At 63.0% G+C, this 20,091-nt stretch carries 12 protein-coding genes and 2 tRNA genes; 10 read left to right on the top strand and 4 right to left on the bottom strand.

The features are described from left to right. The first annotated feature begins 464 nt into the window (after positions 1 to 464). The 4 genes from ACYOEI_RS26165 (at position 465) to ACYOEI_RS26150 (ending at position 9,297) form a co-directional block, all read left to right on the top strand. Positions 465 to 989, top strand: a complete 525-nt coding sequence (locus ACYOEI_RS26165) for a CAP domain-containing protein (protein ID WP_462852581.1) — start codon at positions 465 to 467, stop codon at positions 987 to 989. A 398-nt stretch (positions 990 to 1,387) separates the two neighbouring features. Then, the gene (locus ACYOEI_RS26160; protein ID WP_462852580.1) at positions 1,388 to 5,806 is read left to right on the top strand and encodes a beta strand repeat-containing protein; all 4,419 of its coding nucleotides are present in this window, start codon (positions 1,388 to 1,390) and stop codon (positions 5,804 to 5,806) included. Between the two features lie 615 nt (positions 5,807 to 6,421). After that, positions 6,422 to 7,030 carry an ECF-type sigma factor gene (locus tag ACYOEI_RS26155; protein WP_462852579.1) on the top strand — a complete coding sequence of 203 codons (609 nt, stop codon included), beginning with the start codon at positions 6,422 to 6,424 and terminating at the stop codon, positions 7,028 to 7,030. Next, the gene (locus ACYOEI_RS26150; protein ID WP_462852578.1) at positions 7,027 to 9,297 is read left to right on the top strand and encodes a serine/threonine-protein kinase; all 2,271 of its coding nucleotides are present in this window, start codon (positions 7,027 to 7,029) and stop codon (positions 9,295 to 9,297) included. Before ACYOEI_RS26155 ends, ACYOEI_RS26150 begins: the two co-directional genes overlap by 4 nt. Positions 9,298 to 9,327: 30 nt before the next feature. Here ACYOEI_RS26150 and ACYOEI_RS26145 read toward each other — a convergent pair whose 3' ends face one another. Next, positions 9,328 to 10,263 carry a Kelch repeat-containing protein gene (locus ACYOEI_RS26145; RefSeq protein WP_462852577.1) on the bottom strand — a complete coding sequence of 312 codons (936 nt, stop codon included), beginning with the start codon at positions 10,261 to 10,263 and terminating at the stop codon, positions 9,328 to 9,330. 1,634 nt (positions 10,264 to 11,897) lie between these two features. Between ACYOEI_RS26145 and ACYOEI_RS26140 the strand changes: the two genes are divergently transcribed. Then, positions 11,898 to 13,556, top strand: coding sequence for a serine/threonine-protein kinase (locus tag ACYOEI_RS26140; protein ID WP_462852576.1), 1,659 nt, complete (start codon positions 11,898 to 11,900; stop codon positions 13,554 to 13,556). A gap of 176 nt (positions 13,557 to 13,732) precedes the next feature. On the opposite strand, the gene ACYOEI_RS26135 is transcribed toward ACYOEI_RS26140, so the two are convergent. Further along, the gene (locus ACYOEI_RS26135; RefSeq protein WP_462852575.1) at positions 13,733 to 14,371 is read right to left on the bottom strand and encodes a 3-keto-disaccharide hydrolase; all 639 of its coding nucleotides are present in this window, start codon (positions 14,369 to 14,371) and stop codon (positions 13,733 to 13,735) included. A 391-nt stretch (positions 14,372 to 14,762) separates the two neighbouring features. Here ACYOEI_RS26135 and ACYOEI_RS26130 point away from each other — a divergent pair, with 391 nt between their 5' ends. Together ACYOEI_RS26130 and ACYOEI_RS26125 are read left to right on the top strand one after the other, a co-directional pair. Then, complete coding sequence (locus ACYOEI_RS26130; protein ID WP_462852574.1) at positions 14,763 to 15,227, top strand: response regulator transcription factor; 465 nt, start codon at positions 14,763 to 14,765, stop codon at positions 15,225 to 15,227. Between the two features lie 107 nt (positions 15,228 to 15,334). After that, complete coding sequence (locus ACYOEI_RS26125; RefSeq protein ID WP_462852573.1) at positions 15,335 to 15,850, top strand: hypothetical protein; 516 nt, start codon at positions 15,335 to 15,337, stop codon at positions 15,848 to 15,850. Positions 15,851 to 16,345: 495 nt separating this feature from the next. Here the strand turns inward: ACYOEI_RS26125 and ACYOEI_RS26120 are convergent. Beyond that, positions 16,346 to 16,419: transfer RNA gene (locus tag ACYOEI_RS26120), tRNA-Ile, on the bottom strand. A 331-nt stretch (positions 16,420 to 16,750) separates the two neighbouring features. Between ACYOEI_RS26120 and ACYOEI_RS26115 the strand changes: the two genes are divergently transcribed. Further along, a tRNA-Phe gene (locus tag ACYOEI_RS26115) sits at positions 16,751 to 16,823 on the top strand. Positions 16,824 to 17,322: 499 nt separating this feature from the next. Then, entirely contained in the window at positions 17,323 to 18,135 is an 813-nt protein-coding gene (locus tag ACYOEI_RS26110) for an alpha/beta hydrolase family protein (RefSeq protein ID WP_462852572.1), read from the top strand. A gap of 199 nt (positions 18,136 to 18,334) precedes the next feature. On the opposite strand, the gene ACYOEI_RS26105 is transcribed toward ACYOEI_RS26110, so the two are convergent. Continuing rightward, the gene (locus ACYOEI_RS26105) at positions 18,335 to 19,156 is read right to left on the bottom strand and encodes a methyltransferase domain-containing protein (RefSeq protein WP_462852571.1); all 822 of its coding nucleotides are present in this window, start codon (positions 19,154 to 19,156) and stop codon (positions 18,335 to 18,337) included. A gap of 350 nt (positions 19,157 to 19,506) precedes the next feature. On the opposite strand from ACYOEI_RS26105, the gene ACYOEI_RS26100 reads away from it, so the two are divergent. Next, positions 19,507 to 19,947: a RidA family protein gene (locus tag ACYOEI_RS26100; RefSeq protein WP_462852570.1), complete on the top strand. Its 441-nt coding sequence runs from the start codon at positions 19,507 to 19,509 to the stop codon at positions 19,945 to 19,947. Positions 19,948 to 20,091: the final 144 nt, after the last annotated feature.

Genomic DNA, 20,091 nt, shown 5'->3' with positions numbered 1-20,091 from the left:
GTCAAATCTTCAATCGGGATTGGGTTCGGTTGTCAGAGATTGGAAGATTGGAGAATTGGGGGGACTTGGGTTGTAATTTCGACCAGGCTATTGAACTGATCTTTGGGGAGGATGATTGCAGACTCTTTCCAACTCGCACAATCGGACCTAGTCTCCTTAAAATTCGCACCAATTCTTTCAAAATCCCCATTTGGCCCAAATCTTGCTTCTTCCCTTGCCGTCCTCGGCACTCGCTGACTGAAGCGGGGTGAGGAAGACCCTCCGCGGTCACCATCCGAATTGAACCCGACCGAAGCTTTGTCTCGCTTCCCGACATTCCAGGGAGGGAGCGACGATCCTGCACGCCCAGTGTTGGGAATCGTCGTCCGCGCCTCGTGCTCCAGGGATGGTCTGGCGTGTCATCGGGACTTCGAGATTTCCCACGCGACGAACCAGCTCCACCTTGATTGAAGGGGAACATACCGATGTTCAACGTGACCCGACTCACCGTGGCGGCCCTGATGCTGATCGTGACCACGTCGCCCTCCTTCGCGGACGGAGAGCCCGAGAAGCAATGGGTTTGGCTCGCCAAGCAAGGCGTCTGGGGCTACGGATATCAGATCCAGGAGGGACCCCACTCCGGCCTCTGGCGCGTCGACCCCGACTCGAAGCGGGTTCCCGAGGAATCCGTGCCAGCGGCCGATCTCTATGGCTTCGCCGCGATCCTCAACAACTACCGAGCGTCGGCCGGACTTTCCCCTTTGGTCTATGACCATGACTTGTCGTTGTGGGCCTCAAATAACAACGCGGAGCAGGTCCAGCGTGGGATCGGTCACCACGTCGCCCAGAACTTCATCCAGAACTGCGCGTGGAACACCCCCGACGCCGCGAGCACGGCCTCGGAATGGATGAATTCACCGGGCCATCGGGCAAACATGCTCGACCCCTCGGCGCAGCGCTTCGGCATCGCCTACGGTCCGGGGCCCTACTGGACTATGAATGCCCAGTGATTCTTGTCGACAACAATTCAGGGGGAGAATCGACCGGATCGCGGTCATGACCCCTAAGAACTCGCTAACGGCTAATTTGACAAGACGTTACGCACATGCAGGCCCCGGGGAGATCGTTCTCTCCGGGGCCCGTGTGGGTTCCTCGCAACCCGATCGACACTCGGGCCGATTCGATCGATCATTCGGGTCGCGACGATTGAAATCAGAATGCGATGATGACTCGAAGTTTGGTGTGATTCTTTTTGACATGAGTGCGTGGTCTTAATTATATTAGCCGTCAGAGGCATTTCCAATTTGTCCCGCCCGCGAAATCGTTGACTCTTCCCCTTCCCCCCGGGATGGCCAACGCCGGGATCTCGTACGCCCGCTGAAACAACATCTACGAAGAGGTTGCAAGAATGCAACGGCGGATTCCTCGCAAGAATGCGGAACGTTTGCTGAAACCGGGGGTGGAGGGGGTCGAGAGCCGTCTTTTGCTCTCCACATTCACCGTCACCAATACCAACGACGACACGTCGACAGGATCGTTGCGCTGGGCGATCGGGCAATCCAACGGGACGCCCGGGTCCAACCTGATCGATTTCGCGATCCCGGGGACGGGCGTCCAGTCGATCGCGATCACTTCGGCGCTGCCGAAGATCACGGTCCCGGTCACGATTGACGGCACGTCTCAATCCCCGACCTCGATCACGCCCATGGTCGAGCTCAACGGCTCCGGGGCTGGTGGTGGATTTGGCAATGGTGTCGACGGGCTGGATATCTCGGCCGGGAATTCGACCGTCAAGGGTCTTGTGATCAACCGCTTCACCGGCGAGGGGATCGCGCTGTCGGTTGCCGGGAAGAACACGATCGAGGGGAACTTCATCGGGACCGACCCGACCGGAACGGTGAAGGAAGGGAATGGCCAGGATGGCGTCCTGGTCCTGGTGAACAGCAATCAGAACGCGATTCTGAATAACGTGATCTCGGGGAACACGCAGAACGGCGTGTATCTCAACGGTCAGCTCTTCGCCGCCTCGAACCCGATGACCTCCGGGAACGTCATCACGGGCAACTTCATCGGGACCGACGTGACGGGCACCCACGTCGTCGGCAATGACGGGGCGGGCGTCTACGTCCAGAATGCGCCCTCGACGACGCTCGGCGGGACGACCGCGGAGACCCGAAACATTATCTCGGGTAATGGTTCCGACGGCGTCGAGCTCTACGACAACTCCGACTCCACGGTCGTCGAAGGCAACTATATCGGAACCGACGTGACCGGTTCGCTGGCCCTCGGCAACGGGACCTTCGGCAGCGGGATCATCTTCAAGGGGATCTCGAACAGCACGATCGGCGGGAATACCCCGGGCGCGGGCAACGTGCTCTCGGGGAACAACGGTTACGGGATCGACTGCTTCGTCATCGGGTCGAGCGACCTCACGGTCCAGGGCAACTTCATCGGGACCGACGCTGGCGGGACCAAGCCTCTCGGCAATCAGTCCGCCGGCGTGCATATCTGGGGACCGAGCAACGTCCTCATCGGCGGGACCGACCCCGGCGACGCCAACGTGATCTCGGGGAACAAGGGCTCCGGCATCACGACGTTCGCCGATGGGCCCGGGCTGACGATCCAGGGCAACTTCATCGGGACCGACCTGTCGGGAACGTTGAATCTCGGCAACGGCGGGGACGGCGTCCAGGCGACGTACGACGGGATCACGATCGGCGGCACGGCGCCTGGTGCCGGGAACGTCATCGCCAACAACGGGTATCTGGCGGCGTTCGACCACTCGGGCGTGGTGGTCACGAGCAAGAACACGTCGGTGCTCTCGAACTCGATCTACGACAACAGCGACCTCGGGATCGAGCTCGACAACGGGAATGAAGGCCAGGCGGCCCCGAGCTTGAACTCGGCCGACTCGATGGGGAGCGTGAGCACGTTCACGGGAACCCTGACCGGGGCCGTGGGCCAGTACACCTTGCAGTTCTTCTCGAACCCGGGCCTGAATGCCTCCGGACATGCCGAGGGCAAGGTCTATCTCGGCAGCGCGACCGTCGCGATCTCGGGGACCTCGGCCGACTTCTCCGTGAATATCCCGTCGGGTTTCACCCCCGGCGACCTGATCACCGCCACGGCGACCGATGCGTTGGGGAATACCTCCGAGTTCTCGGAGCCCTTGATCGGCACGGGCACGGGCAACGGGTTCGGCCCGCCCACCATCGACGTCACCGCGTCGTCGTCGACGGTCCCCGCCGGGCTGCAGGTGACCGATACGTTCACCATCAGCAACCCCTTCACGGGTGACGACTCGGGCGTGGTCTTCAGCGACACGATCCCTGCCGGTACAACATTCGTGTCGGGGACGACCTCGACCGGCGTCCCCGTGGTTTTCGCGAACGGGGTCGCCACGGCCTCGATCGGCACGCTCCAGGGGGGGGACTCCGTCACCGTCACGATCGTGCTCGCAACCTCGGGCTCGACCCCGACGTCCTTTACGAACACCGGCCAGGTGACGTCGATCATCCCGCAGGTGGCCGCAGGCGCGGACACGACGTCGGTGACGACCCAGGTCACGCCGTCCGCGGACCTGTCCGTGGTGGTCACCGGTCCCACCGCCGCCGAGCCGGTCGGACAGGATCTCACTTACCAGGTGACGGTCACCAACCACGGGCCGTCCGACGCCACGGGAGTCGTGTTGACCGACACCCTCCCTGCGAACGTGACCTTCGTGTCGGCCAAGGCGGACAACGGCGCCTCGCCGACTGAGGCCTCGGGGACGGTGACCGACGCGATCGGGGCACTCGCCTCGGGAGCCTCGGTGACGGTGACCATTGTGGTCACTCCGACCACGTCGGCCCCTCCTTCCATCACCGATACGGCCAAGGTCTCGGCCACGGAGGATGACCCCGACGCCTCGAATAACTCGGCGACCCTCGACACCGACGTCTTCCCCGTCGCCGACCTTGCCATCACGTCGGAGACGGCCGCTCCCTCGTCCGTCCCCATCAACCAGCAGGTCACGCTGACGATCAACGTGGCGAATCACGGACCCTCGACGGCGACCGGCGTCTCGATCGTCGACACGCTCCCCTCGGGGCTGACCTTCGTCTCGGGCTCGATCGACGGCGGGACGGTCACCGAGTCTGACGGGGTCGTGACGGTCCACCTCGACTCGCTCGCCGATGGAGCGACCGCGGTCCTGACGATCCTCGCGAAGGCCGCGGTCGTCGGGAACTTCAGCGACGCAACCACGGTCTCCTCCGCGGTCAATGATCCGTCGACGGGGAATAACCAGTCGAGCGCGTCGGTGACGATCACCCCGGTGATCGACCTTGCCGTTAGCCTCAAGGGCCCGTCGGGCCAGGTCTATACCGGCGACGTCCTCACTTATACCGCCGTCGTGACCAACCACGGTCCGTCGCCAGCGACTGGAGTCGTCTTCACCGACCCGTTGTTCGCGGGGGCGACCTTCCAGTCGATCGAAGGCGACAACGTCAGCGGGACCGAGGCCGACGGCGTCGTGACCCTGCCGATCGGAACCTTGGCGGCGGGTGATTCCGTCACCGTGATCCTGAAGGTCATCGCGACCCAGCCCGGGAGCGAGACCGATACGGCGACGGTCGCCGCGAACGAAACGGACTCGGATCCCTCGAACAACGCCTCGAGCGTAGTCACGACGCTGATCCTCCCCCCGAGCCTGATCGAGTTCACGTCGGCCTCGTACACCGTCCGCGAGGATGCCGGTGTCGCCGTCATCACCCTGGAGCGGGTCGGCGGTGAGCAGCGCGACGTCACGGTCCACTTCTCGACGGTCGGGGGTGGTAATGCGGTGGCCGGGGTCGATTTCCAGCCGGTCTCCGGAACCGTTCATTTCGCTCCAGGCGTCACGCAGGAGACGGTGACCGTCCCGGTGATCGCCGACCCGTTCGATAATCACGATGAGCTCGTCAGGCTTCAGCTTGATACGCCCACGGGAGGTGGGATCCTCCAGGCCGGGCGTCCCGGGGGGACGGCTCCGACGAACGCGACGCTCCGAGTCGTCGACATCGATCCGGTGCTCGTCGGGCCTGAAGTGACCGACGTCAAGTTGATCGGGCTGGTCAACAGCATCAACGCCATCGAGCTCGACATCAGCGGCCACTTGAATCCGGCGACCGCGACGGCGACCGCCAACTACTCGATCATTGCCCTCGGGGGCGGGGGCAAGTTCGGCCTCCCCGCCGGGACCCACGTCGGCGTGGCAACCGCCTCGTACGACGGCTCCGGCAAGGTTACGTTGACCCCGCAGTTTGCTTTGCCGAGCAACGAATTCTTCGAGGTCGTCGTCCGAGGTACCGGCGATGGTGCGGTCGCCGATCGTGCGGGCAACCCCTTGAACAGCACCCTGGGAGTGACCCCGGGGAGCGACTACGCGATTACCGTGGCTCGCGGCAATACGCTCGTCTACACCGACGAAAACAGTTCGCCGGTCGTCCTGAAGCTCAGGGGGCCCGGGACCCTCGACATCGAACGGGCCGTGGACGGGCATGTTCAGCGGCTCCAGGTCCTCGGCGCGACGGGGCGTCGGACGACGATCTCGGGGGCCGTCCACTCCCTCACGCATCACACGACCATCGGCACCATCCTCGGGCTCGGGCAGTTCGGGGGCGTCCGGGTCAAGCTCTCGACTCCGCCGTTCTTCGTCACGAATCCCGTTTATCCGAGCGGCCAGTCGCTGATCGACACGCCCGCCGAGGATGTCCTCATCGGCGGCACCGTCGCAACCCCGAGTGGCCTGGGCTCGAGGGCCATCTTCTCGAAGGCCATCCATCCTCGAGGCCCCGCGTCCTCCTAAAACGCAGGCCCTTCCTGACACGGGTCGACCTGCGCGGTCGATTCCGTTTCGGGGCCCCGGGAACCCGATGCCTGAAACGGCGTCGGGTTCCCGGGGCTCTTTTCGTTGGATTCCCTCTCCCTGAGGCTCTCGCGACACTTCCCCCAACGCCAGGTTGATAAGTCGTTATCGGTGCCGAGTGCCAGGCCCAACGCCCAGCCGTTTTGGGCTGGTCCGGCGGTATAAAATCTAAAAATGTGAATGTGATAGAATGGAAATAAGATTTCGGTTGCGAGGTTCATTCCTTCGATGAATCGAAGTGAACCCCTGCTCCCCGCGACACATTTGCGTGAGGGGCCATTGTCAAATGGCCGCTCGGGCCAACAATTCCGGAGTGGTTGGAGACAGAGATGTGGTTGTCGAGGTGTCACGGATGGTCGCTTGTGACGTATTCGTTTGATTTGAGGAACCTCTGCCTCGACAATCGATGTTGTCGCGCGTCGTCGTGATGTTTGGCCAGCCCGTCTCGGAAGCTTGGAAGGGCAGGTCTGGCCGGAGGAATGTGTTTGAGCCGGAGCGTCGAGGCGTTCCGACGATTCCCGGCTTTCCCCCCCGTCCGGAAGGGAGCCACACGACGTGCCTCAGGAAAACTCGGTCACGTTATGGATCGATGGCGTCAAGGCGGGTGATGGGTCGGACGTCCATCGCTTATGGGATCGGTATTTCGAACGTTTGGTCCGATTGGCCGGATCGAGGCTGCCGACGCACACGCGGCGGTCGTTCGATGAGGAAGATGTCGCACTGAGCGCGTTCCAGAGCTTCTGCGAACGCGCTGCGCGAGGTCAGTTCCCCGAGTTGAGCGGCCGGGACGATCTCTGGAGGCTCCTGGCCGCGATCACGGTCCGCAAGGCCGTGAACTCGATTCGCCATCAGACCCGTCAGAAGCGGGGGGGGACTCGGGTGCAGGGCGAGTCCGCGTTCTTCACCGACACGGATAAGGAAGGACTGGGCCTCGCCGAAGTCTTGAGTCGCGAGCCGACGCCCGAGGAAGTGGCCCTGTTCGCCGACGATTACCACCGCTTCCTCGACCGGCTCCAGGAGCCGACGCTCCGCACGGTGGCCCTGCGTCGGCTGGAAGGGGATTCGACCCGAGAGATCGCCGAAGCCTTGGATGTGTCGACGAAGACGGTCGAGCGCAAGCTGCAACTGATCCGCGCCATCTGGAGTGAGGAGAGTCCGCGATGAACCGACGCCCCGAGGTCGACGGGCCTGCTGTCCCGTTGGCGTCCTTCATCCGGATCGACGCGGCCTGCGATCAGTTCGAAGACGAGTGCCGGGCGGGGCGACAACCCGACCTCGCCACCTATCTGGACGGGGTCTCGCAGGAGTGCCGCGAGCCGCTTTTCCGCAACCTCCTGATCCTCGACTTCGAATACCGTCAACGTCGCGGGGAGCTTCCCGACCTTTTGCAATACCGCGAACAATTTTCCGACCTCGGCGAGGTGGTCGACTCCGTCTTCCGTACCTTGGGCGACCGACCTGCGGAGAGTGCCTTCCGATCTCCCGACACCGAGTTGGCCGGGTCGGAAGACGTCGACGGCGAGAGCGAAACTCGACTGGTCCGCCGCGCCGGCCCCCACCGGGATCGGGTCGGACTCGGATCCGAGGCACTTGCCGACCTCGAGTCGGCCGGGTACGAAGTCCGCCGACTCCTCGGCTCGGGCGGGATGGGGATCGTCTTCGAGGCCCACCAGATCTCGCTGAACCGGGTCGTGGCGCTCAAGGTCATCCGCTCCGACAGCTTCGCGTCCGAGGCCGAGCAGCTCCGTTTCCAGAATGAGGCCGAGGCGGTCGCTCATCTCGACCATCCCCAAATCGTCCCGGTCTACGAAGTTGGCAGTCGCCGGGGTCGGCACTTCTTCAGCATGAAGCTGATCTCCGGAGGGAGTCTGGACGCTCGCCTCGAGGAGTTCGCCCAGGATCCGAAGCGATCCGCGAAGCTCGTCGCGATGGTCGCGGAGGCGATCCACCACGCCCACCAACGAGGGATTCTGCACCGCGACCTGAAGCCGGCGAACATCCTACTGGACGAGCAGGGGGCCCCCCACGTCACCGATTTCGGCCTCGCGAAGCGGTTGGATGGCGACGTCGAGATCACCAGGACCGACATCCTGGTCGGTACTCCGTCGTATATGGCCCCCGAGCAGGCCTCCCGCGGCCGCGTCGCCGTCTCGACGGCGACCGACGTCTACGGCCTGGGGACGATCCTCTACGCCCTGCTCGCCGGTCGCGCCCCCTTCAAGGGGTCGAGCCTGATCGAGACACTCGACCTGGTCCGCACCACGTCTCCCGAGCCACCGTCTCGACTGAATCCCCGGGTCCCTCGCGACCTCGAGGTGATCTGCCGGAAGTGCCTCGAAAAGGATCCGGCCCGACGTTATCCCAGCGCCTTGGCCCTGTCCGAGGACCTGACTCGCTGGCTCCGTGGTGAACCGATTGTCGCAAGGCCGGTGGGGACTCGCGTTCGCGCCTGGATGTGGGCGCGACGCAACCCCGCCCTTGCTGCGACCGCCATGCTCGCGGGACTGTTCCTGATCGTCGGCTTCACGGGCGTTACCTGGAAGTGGCGTGAAGCCGTCCGAGAGCGGGCCCGGTCCGACGCCGTCGTCGACCTGATGATCCAGCGCGTCTTCGTCCGGGCCGATCCCGAGTTCAACGCCCAGGTGCAGAACCCGACCGCTCGCGAGTTGCTCGACCACACCGCCGCAACCCTCGGCGGTTGGCTCGACGGGCAGTCGGACGTCGAGGCCCAGGTCCGTACCGCCATCGGGGGCGCGTATCTCTCCCTCGACCAGTTCCGGCAGGCCGAGGACCAACTCCGCTCAGCGATCCGCTTGAATACTCAGGCCGATGGCCCCGACGGTCGGACCGGCCTCCGGGCTACGAACTTGCTCGCGACGCTCCTCGATCGTACGGGCCGCTCCGGCGAGGCTGAGACCTTGCTCCGAGGCAATCTCGACCGCTGTCGACGAGCGCTCGGGCCTGACGAACCGATCACGCTCGACGCCGGAGAACGCCTGAGTACCGTGCTCTGGCACCTCGGCAAGCATGAAGCGGCCGAGGCCACCCTCCGGCAGAATGTCGAGGACCGGACCCGAGTCTTCAAGGCCGAGCATCCGCAGACTTTGCGGTCGATCTACCTCCTCAGCCGACTTCTTCGGGAACGCAAGCAGTTTCGCGAGGCCAAAGACCTGGCCTACCGCTACGCACACGACATCCAATGCGCCCGAGGCTCAAATCACCCCGACCGGATCGTCGCCCTGACCAACCAGGGGGATGTCGAACACGACCAGGGGCTTTCCGCGGCGGCCGAACATTACTACCGACAAGCCGTCGCCGAGGCGGGGCGGATCCTCGGCCCCGATCACCCGGCGACTCGAGCGGCCGAGGCCAAGCTCAAGCCCTCCGACGCCTCAACGAATCCGAGCCCTCCCGTCGAGCCGCAGGGCTGAGGCTCGTGCTCTCGATAGGGCTTCTGGGCTTCATATCGTTGACGATTGGCGCAGGACCAGCGTGGTCGCGGATTGCGGCCCTTCGTGATAGGCCTCTCCGCCGTGGATGACCAGGCCGTGGAGGCCAGGGTCCCACGCCATCGGCGAGCACTGGTGTCGGGGATGGAGCGGGTGACAGGTCGCAGGCTTCCAGCCGCTGAGGGAACTCGTCAGGATCCCTCGGGATCCTCCTACGCCCTCGAGCATGACCATCATCTTCGCCGAGCGATGGTAGCCCAGGCCGTGGTCGTCGCGGACGTCGGTCTCGAATCCGCGAGGCATCTTCGTCCAGGTCCCTTCGCGGAAAAGCCAGCATTCGCCGAACTGGACCGCTCCCCTGTCGTCGGAAGAACCCCCGTGGAGCAGGCATCCCCCCATAGTCGGATTGTAGGCGAACGCGGCATAACGGCGGGCCGGCGGTTGCGGACCACCGACCAATCGCCACGAGGAGCCGTTGAAGACCCAGGTGTCGCCCAGGGCTCGGTCGCCACTCCCGACGCCTCCGAATAGGACGACCAGCCCCGATGGCTCATCATAGGCCAAGGCATGGCCGCATCGAGGCTCCGGTCGACGCCAGGACCAAGGTCTCCGGCGCCGCCATCGACGGTTGGCAAAGAGCCACGTGTCGCCCAACAGGGAACCGTCGTCAGCCTGGCCGCCGAACAGGACGGATACGCCGCGGTGCTCGTCGAAAACCATCGCACCTCGGTGTCGTGCCCGAGGCGGAGCGGACACGTCGACTGGGGACCATTGCTCGTCCCTCAACTCCCACGTGTCCGACTGTAGGTGCCAATCTTCGTCGTCGTAGACCACGCCCCCGAAAAGGATCGTCGCCCGAGCGATTTGGTCATAGACCAAGCCATGCCGGCTCCGAGGACCGGGCCCATTTTTCCCTGTCTTGATCGCGTGCCAGGAGAAGGTCGTCATTCGCCGTCATGTCCCTCGGGTCATCGTCACTCTCGCCTCGACGTCCCTGACTCTGCGGTCCTCGTCGTCGTTCGCCTACGTCGGCCGGATTGCCGTTTGGGATGCCTCTCCGTCTCGTTGGCGTCACGGATCCTGTCGTTAACGGAAGCTTCGGACGATCACTGGTCGAGCTTACCGGTCGAGTGGTCGGGGCGCAAGTGAAGGGTGGCGAAATCTCTCTTGCGAAATCATCCTTAACAAGCCGAGACCTAAGGAAGGCCGAGCTCTCGGTCAAGTCTTTCACGGGATGTCTGAAATACTTATAGAATGTGGATTTGATTTTATTGCAACAATATTAAGAATTTATATGGTAAATTACTTTTTATATAATATCGATGCCGAAACGCTCGAATTTCCTGTCCTCAACGACGATCCATCTCCCATAAGTCCTGACAGCCAAAATCCTTGTTTTCGCGGTTACCTTGTCAATAATCCACAAGAAGCCGAGTGTCAGGACGCTCGTTCCCAAGTTCTCCGTGGGAATGCCGTCTTGGACGCTCTGCGTCCTGTTTTCCCGCCTCTAAAGTGCAACCGTGCCATGGGGAGGAGAGACCTTTTCGCTCGGGTCGTTCTCGCCGGAGAGGGGTCGCACCGAGAGTTGTGATGTGAACCGGTTGGTCCGCTTTGAAGGTTTCCGGGGCCTTTCCGAGATCGAGAATCAAGACGCAGGGCGCCCCAGACGGCAATCCCACGGGGACCATGGGAACGAGAATTTTAATATTTATTATATAAAATATTAAATTTGTGTGAATAACTTAGTGTTTATTGTGAAATCACGTTTTAAAACTCGCCCGGAGATTGGGGGTGGTGTCTGGGCTTCGGCACCTTGGGCCCTGGGGGTGTCGCGAATCCCTCCCGTTTGGCCATGAACATTCCAGGCCGCAGTTCTTCGAAAGGAGGGCACTTCGGCCGAGTACCCTCACGCTCAAGATGGCCGGATGAGCGTGGGGCCTTGCTGATGGTTACCTCCTCACGAATGGGAGCACTTGGAGAGAGACGGCAGGCGGGCCGAGTCATTCGGGCCTCATGAGGTAGGTTCGAGACGAGTCTGGTCCCCTTGGCTCGAAGTTGGGCAGGATACGAGTTTTCCGTCCCGGTCGGTGGATTCTTTCGAGAGAGCCGATGACGTCTTTCTCTGTGGGCACTGACGGCGGTCGTTGTTTTGAGAATGCTGCGTCGATCAAGGCCACGGGCCTCGGAACGGGTGGGATCGTCGGGAGCGACGGGCGGGAATGTCGAGTATTCGGGGGTCATTCGCCAGGCACGGATCGAATCGCCTCCGTGCCACCCGCGACCGTGTGCTCCGGTTCGCTCGGCGGGGCCAGGGATCGTTTTCGAGGTGAAATATTATGGAATCCCGATTTTATAAAAGAATCGATGAGCTTGTATTGAAAGCAAACCGGGTCGACCCCGCGGTGCGCGAGGCTTGGCTGAGGGCGGCGTGCAACGACGATAGTCGACTTCGGTCGGAGGTCGCCCGACGGTTGGGCGAGGGACCGAACGAAATGCGGCCGAAGGCTCCGGCTTCGGGAAAGGCAGGAAACCGGAATCCGACCGCGAGCTGGCATCCTTCGGGGCGTCCTCGACCATCCGGAATGCGGCGAATCACCGGCGAGGCTCGCGAGTTCGAGGGGCCTGGCCCCGGAGGGTTTTCGCCAAAGGCGGCCGTCGTCGCGGGTGTGCCTCCGAATTCCACGCCGGAGATCGAGCATGTCGTCAGGGCGAGACTTCGCGAGTTGCCGATGATCTACATCCTGTTCCTGTCCATGGCGACATTCTGGAGGTATGTCGTTCTCTGGGATGAGGACCGTCTCTTGCACGCCCTCGACGGATCGCTGATCGTCATGCTCGGTGGGATCGTCATCGTCCTCTCGAGTTCATGCGCGATCCCCCTCTCGCGATTGAAGAGTCTGGAGATGGGCATCATCGGAGTGCTGGGCTGCCGGGTCGCGATCGTCGAATATCGCCTCGTGCTCCTCTTCTCCCTGCGCGGGGATTCGATGCTGGCCCAGTTGACCGTGAAGAACATCGTGCTGCTGACCACGGTTTTGATCCTGACGCATGGACTTTATGTCCCGAAGACCTGGCGTCGGGCCGCGTTGGTGGGAGGGCTGATGGCCGTCCTCCCATTCGCCACGCTCGGCGTGCTCTTCCTGCGGCATGGCGAGGTGATGGGCTGGCTGGTGCAGGGGTGGCGCTCGAGCGAGACGCCGCGCATGGTCCTCTTCGGATTCGACGCGATGACCTTGCCGATCGTGGCCGTCGGATCGGCAGTGGGGGCCCGGGCGATCTCTCGCCTGCGTCGACAGGCGGCGGAGGCGCGTCAGCTCGGCCAGTACCATCTCCGTCGCCAGATCGGGGCCGGAGGGATGGGGGAGGTCTACCTCGCTGAACACCGGTTGCTGAAACGTCCGTGCGCCTTGAAGTTGATCCGCCCGGGGAGCGTGGGCGACCCGAGGGCCATCGCCCGATTCGAACGCGAGGTCCGTCTGACGGCGACCCTCTCGAACCCGAATACCGTCGAGATCTACGACTACGGCCGCACCAAGGACGGGACCTACTACTATGTGATGGAATACCTCCCGGGGCTGAGCCTCGCGGGCCTGGTCGAGACCTTCGGCCCCCTCCCGGCCGGCCGGGTTGTCTTCCTGCTACGCCAGGTCTGTCGCGCGTTGAGCGAGGCCCATGCGGCGGGGTTGATCCACCGCGACATCAAACCGTCCAATATCTTCGCCTCGAGGCGAGGCGGGATCGACGACGTCGCCAAGCTCCTCGACTTCGGCCTCGTCCTGGCCCGATCCGGCTCCGAGAACCCCCAACTGAGCGGGGAAGGCCAGGTCCTGGGGACGCCGCTCTTCATGTCGCCCGAACAGGCGACCGGAGACGTCGAAATCGACGCCCGCAGCGACATCTATTCGCTCGGGGCGGTCGCATACTTTCTCCTCACCGGGCATCCCCCGTTCGAAAAGGACGACGGTATCCGAGTCCTCATCGCGCATGCGAAAGACCCGGTGACGCCGCCTTCGGAGTTGGTGCAAGGAATCCCCGAGGACCTCGAACGTGTGGTCCTGACGTGCCTCGCGAAAGCAGTCGACGACCGTTTCGTTGACGCTCGAGCCCTAGAAAAGGCCTTCGCGCGATGTGCCTGCGCCCGAAATTGGGACGAGGAACACGCCTCGCGTTGGTGGAGTTACGCCGACCGCGTGATCGAAAAAGATCGTCGAACGTCGGCCGAGACTCCCGCAAAGACTTGAGTCATCGACAGGGCTTGATCCGCGGGTTCGGGCCAAGCCTTCCACAACTCGCGCGAGCCAGGGGAACCTAGCTTTCGAGGTTTGGGACAGATCATCCGATGGGGAATCGCTTCGAGTGCGTCCCGGAGAAGACCGGGGCGCACTCGAGATCGGAACTTCCAAGAGAAGACGTGGGCTTACTTCAGTTCTTCGATGGTGAGGTTGCGGTACTGGACCGGATCGGAGTGCGACTGGAGGCCGACATACCCATCCTTGCGGAGGATGCCAGGGTGGGCCTTCACGGCCTCGGGGTGCTCACTCAGGTCGGCGTCGACGATCACGGTTCCGTTGAGCTTGATGACGACCTTGGGACCCTTGGTGTGGACTTCCATCTGGTTCCATTCGCCCGGGGGCTTCGTGTGGCCTCGCTTGGCTGCCACGACACCGTAGATCGAGCCCGTGTACTGGAACGGCTTGAGATCCTTGTACATCGGGTGGTCATCGTCGAGGACCTGGAGCTCCATGCCGGTGTAAGCCGGGTCGCCGGTCCTCGGTGAGCGGATGAAGACCCCGGAGTTGCCACCGGGGCCGACTCGGTATTCGAGCTTGAGGATGAAGTTCTCGTACGTCTTGTTGGTGCTCAGCCAACCGCCACCTTCTCCTTTTGTGACCAGCAGGCCGTCTTCCACCAGCCAGTTCCCTTTCTTCCCGCCGACTTCCGTCCAGCCTTCGGTGGTCTTGCCGTCGAAGAGCGGCTTTGCCTCCGGCTCAGCCGCCGAAGCCAGGGTGAACAGCGCGAGTGTGGGGAGGGCGGAACGAAGGAGCTTTCGCAGCATGAGCGTAATCCTCGCGAAGGCGTGGCACGTCGGTTGTCGACCTGCCGCAAGAACCTCGGGCAATGAATGACCAAGGATTTTGACACGCCGCTGGGCAAACCGCCAGGGACTAGAGGGAGTCGTTCAGGGGGCTCCCGAGACACGTCCGACGCCCCGGGGCCCGTATCAAAGGATCGAGGAGACGTTCCCCCTCGATGACTTCGAGCAGGAACCAGGTCGCGCCGGGCTTCGATGGCGGGGATACCCCGGGGCGGTACACTCCGCCGTCCAAAAGGAGATTTCGTGTGGGCGCAAGGGGTTCACGCGGCTAGGATGGCCGAGGGTCGAAGGCTATGGGACCACATCCTTGCGGAAGTCCTCCGCGACGTTCCATCTCAGGAGGAGAGGAAGGATGGTCGAAAAACGACAGGGCCATTTGTTAGTCGTCGAAGATGAACATCTGCTTCGAGGCCTGGTCTCCCAGTTCCTCCGCGGAGAAGGGTTCCAATTGGTCGAGGCGGCCGACGGTCCCGAAGGGGTTGAGAGATTCTCCGATTCGGGGCCGTTTGACCTGATCCTGGTCGACCTGAATCTCCCGGGATTCTCCGGCGTCGAGGTCTGCCGACAGGTCCGCCGCTTGAATCCAACCCAGAAGGTGATGATCTGCAGCGCGGCGATCCTCAGCGACCATGAGAAGGACCTCATGGCTCTCGGGATCGAGCACTACCTGACGAAGCCCTACCACCCCGAAGACCTGCTGAAGCACATCGACTTCGAGTTGCAAGACGTTGCCGGCGGGCCGCCCTTCCAGGGCATCCGGCTCCATGCCGCTTCCTCAACCTCCACGACGAGCAATGCCGCCCGACGGCCTCGCTAGCCAAGCCAGGGGCCATCGATTAACATGATGGCAATGGACCCGCACGCGGACGCGCGCGGGTATCGCTTTTGCATTCACCCAGGTCCCCTCTGCCGAAGGACGGTTTCATGGCTGGGAAACCGCTGAATCGCCTCGAACTTCGTCGCCAGAACGACGCCGCGGAACCGCCCGACCCGATGGAAGACGAGTCGGATGAGATCGTCGAAGACTCCGATGATGAGGATGGCCAAGAACGGAAAACGAAACGGCGCCCCAAGGCGGCTCCCAAGAAGGCGAAGGCAGCAAAGCCGGCGAAGCCCGCCGCTCGGATGCGGATCGTCTGGGTCGTGACCAACGACGCCTTCAAGCCTGTGGGGACGTTCGAGTACTCGCAGAAAGAGGCCGCGGAAGCCCGCGCCGCCGAACTGACCGCGAAGGGCAAGGGCACCCACTTCCTCCAGAAGGTCAAGGAGCCCATGCCCGACAACGCTCCGGGCCTCGGCGCCTCGATCCCCCGTCCCGCCCCGGCTCCCGTCTCCGCCGCCGTCAAAGAAACCATCACGGCGGTCGAGGACGAAGAGGAAATTGACGACGAGGACGAGAACGAACTCGAACCCGATGACGAGATCGAGGACGAAGAGTAAGTCGTCGACTCGCCACGACCCTCCCTAAAGCTTCGCCCTCCTCGGCGTCAGGCTTTGCGGTTCCCAGAATGTCGGGCCCCTTTGGGCCGAACTCCTCGGTATTAACGGGGGAGAACGGCTCAAAGTCCGGGCCCCTTCCTCTCTCTGTTCCCTGTGTCTTGAGCCCTTCAGGCTTTGAACCTTCGATCAGAGCGTTGATCAAAGCGGGCTGCGCTCATCCAAACCTGTGGGATGGCAAAGCCGAGCCGTGATTTCGCATCCAAGGTTTGATGCCAACCTTGGGCTTTCCCTCGCCGCCGACCCGACGCGGATTGTCGACGTCCTCGAACCTTGCTGCTCGGGATCGCGTTCGATCGAAGCAAAAAAAACCGCCGGGATCGGGGAAAGGTTCCCGATCCCGGCGGCTTTTTGGTTGAGGTGGCGAATCCGGTATTGCACTCTGAAACTCGCGATCTAGTCACGATCTTCAGAACTCAGTACCTGATTCTATCTTAGTGGGCGCACCATGACTCGAACATGGGACCTCACCCTTATCAGGGGTGCGCTCTAGCCAACTGAGCTATGCGCCCAATCCAAACCTCCACCGGACGAGGCCTATTGTAATGACTCCGTACACGGAGTCAACATGCTGCCGTCCCGACTTCGAAAGTTCGAGGGGAATGCCTCTTGTCGTTGTGCCGATGACCGAAACTTCGAGAGCGACATGCGGGGATCGTCTGAATGCCGTGCCTTCCGCATGGCTGGCTTTTCATTTTGAACGCACGGCCCATCATCCCGACGGCCGAAGGATGGGGACGGAAACAGGGTTGTCGACACCTCGAAGGATTCCTGGCGATTCTCGATCGTCCCCCTTGACCCACCTGCCGGAAATCGTTATCCTCTCAAACGTTCTGGTGTTGCGGGCAGATAGCTCAGCTGGTAGAGCACAGGACTGAAAATCCTGGTGTCGCCGGTTCGATCCCGGCTCTGCCCATTTGATTGAATCCTGGTTTCCGGGATTTCCCAAGTCTCACGACCCCGCGACGTTCTCGTCGCGGGGTTTTTTGTTGGCCAATACTCATCTCTGGCATTACGTCGGAACGACCCGGGTGTCATTGCCTCGATTGGTCCGTCGCCATTGGCCGACCCGTCGACGAGCGGGAGGGTGGTGATCTGTCGGCTATCACAGGAGGGTATTGTTGTAGGAGTTCGGAGCGGCATTTCTACGCCACCCGAGTCTGTTGGTACGAGGCCAAGGCCAGGATCATCCGTGGAGCGGTGTGGGCGTATATCAGCAATTCTCTATGCAAATTATTCATGACCGCTTAACCCTATGTAAGAAGGTCGGAGGCGACTCCTGGGCGAACATCGGTATGCCGGACCGACGCACCCGGTTCCTTGATCCAGACGGTGACGGAGTTTTAATCTCCAGGTCGCATTGTTCGGGGCTTGACCTGTCCGTTGACTTTCCAAAGACAGCAGGACTCTCTCGAATGACCTTCCGTAGCTCTGGTTTCCTATGGATCCTCGCGGTCTCCGGGGCGGTGTTGTCGTCCGCGGCCGTTGCGGGCGAACCCGTGGATGTGGCGTTTACGGCTAAGCTCGACGGCAGCGAGCAGCGTTATGTGATGGTGATGCCCGATGGTGCTCGACCGGCGGAACCGGTCTCGGTGCTCATCGCGCTGCATGGCCACGGATCGGACCGCTGGCAGTTCGTGAGGAGCGAGCGTGACGAGTGCAAGGCCGCGCGCGACGCCGCCGCGAAACGGCGAATGATCTACATCTCGCCGGACTATCGCGCAACGACGTCCTGGATGGGGCCGGCGGCCGAGGCCGATATGGTCCAGATCATCGGGGAGCTGAGGCGCCGGTTCCGGGTCGGTAAGCTCGTGATCTCCGGCGCATCGATGGGAGGCACGGCGGCCCTGACGTTCGTTGCTCTACATCCGGACCTGATTGACGGCGTTGTGTCGATGAACGGCACCGCGAACCTGGTGGAGTACACCCAGTTCCAGGATGCGATCATGGCGTCGTACGGCGGGTCGAAGCAGAACCGGCCCGACGAGTACCGTAAACGCTCCGCCGAACTGGCCGCCGAGACGCTGACGATGCCGATCGCGCTGACGACCGGAGCCCGCGACACGATCGTGCCTCCCGACAGCACCCTGCGGCTCGCTCGGCGATTGGAGGAGAGGAAAAGCCCCGTGCGATTGATCCACAGGCCGGAGGGGGGCCACACGACGAGCTACGCCGACGCGACCGAGGCGTTCGACTTCGTCCTGGGACGAGTACTCGACACCAAGTAACGGACGCCGAAGCCCCCTTGAAGGGAAGAACGCCGACGCGAGTCCACGGGGTGGGGGTCGCTGCCGGCCCGTTTCCCAGTGTCGATGATGAGTTCTTCTCTCTGCATGTCGCTGGACTCTATGAGGACGGGGTCTGGCCCCGGGATCAGAGGTGCCAATCGACAGCCTTGGATGCCAAGAGATACGGGCTCACCAAGCTTCACGTGCCCGAATAGCGGATCCCGCGCACCAGGAACCCGGTATAGCTGCTAAAGAAACAGCCATCGCGATCGGCGGCACGCAGTCCCTCCGCCCAACGATCGGCGTCCTCCCGGCCGACATCCCCGGCTTCCGCGAGCCGCTCGACGGTTGCGAAGAAGCAATAAAGCCGGTCCGCTACGTCCAGCTCGCGGAGCACCAGGGTCTTCGGCGCCGCGACGACGTCCCGGAGGCCAGCCTGCAGGAAGAGGGGGACCAGCCGCCGGCCGATCCAGCCCGAGGGGAAACGGTCGCACCAGGTATTCAGGAAGCCTCGCGTCAGCGCGCGTTCCGACGAGTCGACCGTGAGCGTCTCCCAATCGTTGTCGTATGCCACCAGCATGCCGCCGGGGCGCAACACGCGGACCATCTCGCGGATCACCGATGCGGGATCGGCGACGTGCTGCAGGACGCGGTCGATCCGGCAGGCATCGAAGCTCCCCTCGTCGAACGGCATGGCGGCGGCATCGGCGACCTCGAATCTCAGCCCCTCAACCCCGCCGTGTCGTGCACGGGCCGCCTCGATCATCGCCCGACTGCTGTCGATGCCGACGATCGTCCCCCCCGGCCTCACGAGATTCGCCAGCGCCGCGGCGTCGTCGCCAAGTCCACAGCCGACGTCCAGGATCCGATGGCCCGGCGCGGCGCCGAGCCCTTCATAGGTCTCGCGCTTGCACTCGGCGAAGAACGGTATCGAATCCACGAGGGTTAGGCACCTCGAGAACACCGCAAAGTCCGCGGCACGGTCCACGTCTTGAAAGCCGGACGCCAAATCATCGTCCATCGATGCGGTTCCCCGATTGGTCAAGTCCTCCCCAGCGGCGTAGGGACCAGCCGTTCCGAATCTACACGGTTGGCGATACACTTGTCACGCCGCTGTACTCCGCGCCTTCTCGGGGTCGGAACCACCTGGCGATGCACCCGCACGAATCGGACGCATTCGGCCCCTCGTCGCGTTCGCCGCGGGGTGCGAGCTCCGCTTTGCCTCGGTTCGTCGCCAGCCGATCCCGAACTGCGCACGCGACCGACCGGCGGGCCGGCCGGCCGGGTAATGCTTGCAGGCCAGGTGAACGGCAAGCTCATGCCGGACCAGCATCTGATGACGTCAAATGGATCCTTCAACGGAGAGTCGACATGACGCGGCAGGAAAAGGCCAAATCGCTCGGGGTCGCCTTTACCAAGCAGGAGCCGGGATACCTGGCGATGGTCGTTCGGACCGGGAATCTGCTGATCACCTCGGGGCACGTGAGCGACATCAAGGGCAAGCTCGGCGCCGGGCTGACGGTCGACGAGGGGAAGGCGGCCGCCCGCGATTGTGCCGCCAAGATCCTGAACTCGGTATGGAATATTCACGGGACGCTGGAGGGCCTGAGGGTGCTGAAGCTGTTGGGCTGCGTGAACTCAACCCTGGAGTTCGATGAGCAGCACCTCGTGGTGAACGGGTGCAGCGACCTGTTGCACGAGATCTTCGGCAAGGACGGCGACGGCCATCACGCTCGCAGCGCCCTCGGCTTCGCCCAGATCCCGACCGGCTCGGCCGTTGAGGTCGAAGCGATCTTCGAGATCAAGGCTTGAGCCGAGTCGGGGGCGGGATGGTCCGTGACGGGACGTCGGAGTGGCCGGGTTCTCCATGGAGGCCCGCCTCCGAGCTCCTTCGGGGGCGGACGCGATCACCAAACGTACTGTCCCAAGGAGGGCCTGGCTTCTGTTTCCTTCGGG

It is taken from the genome of Singulisphaera rosea (assembly GCF_054877945.1).
Note: the sequence above shows the minus strand (reverse complement) of the source record. Positions and strands in the feature narration are given on the sequence as shown.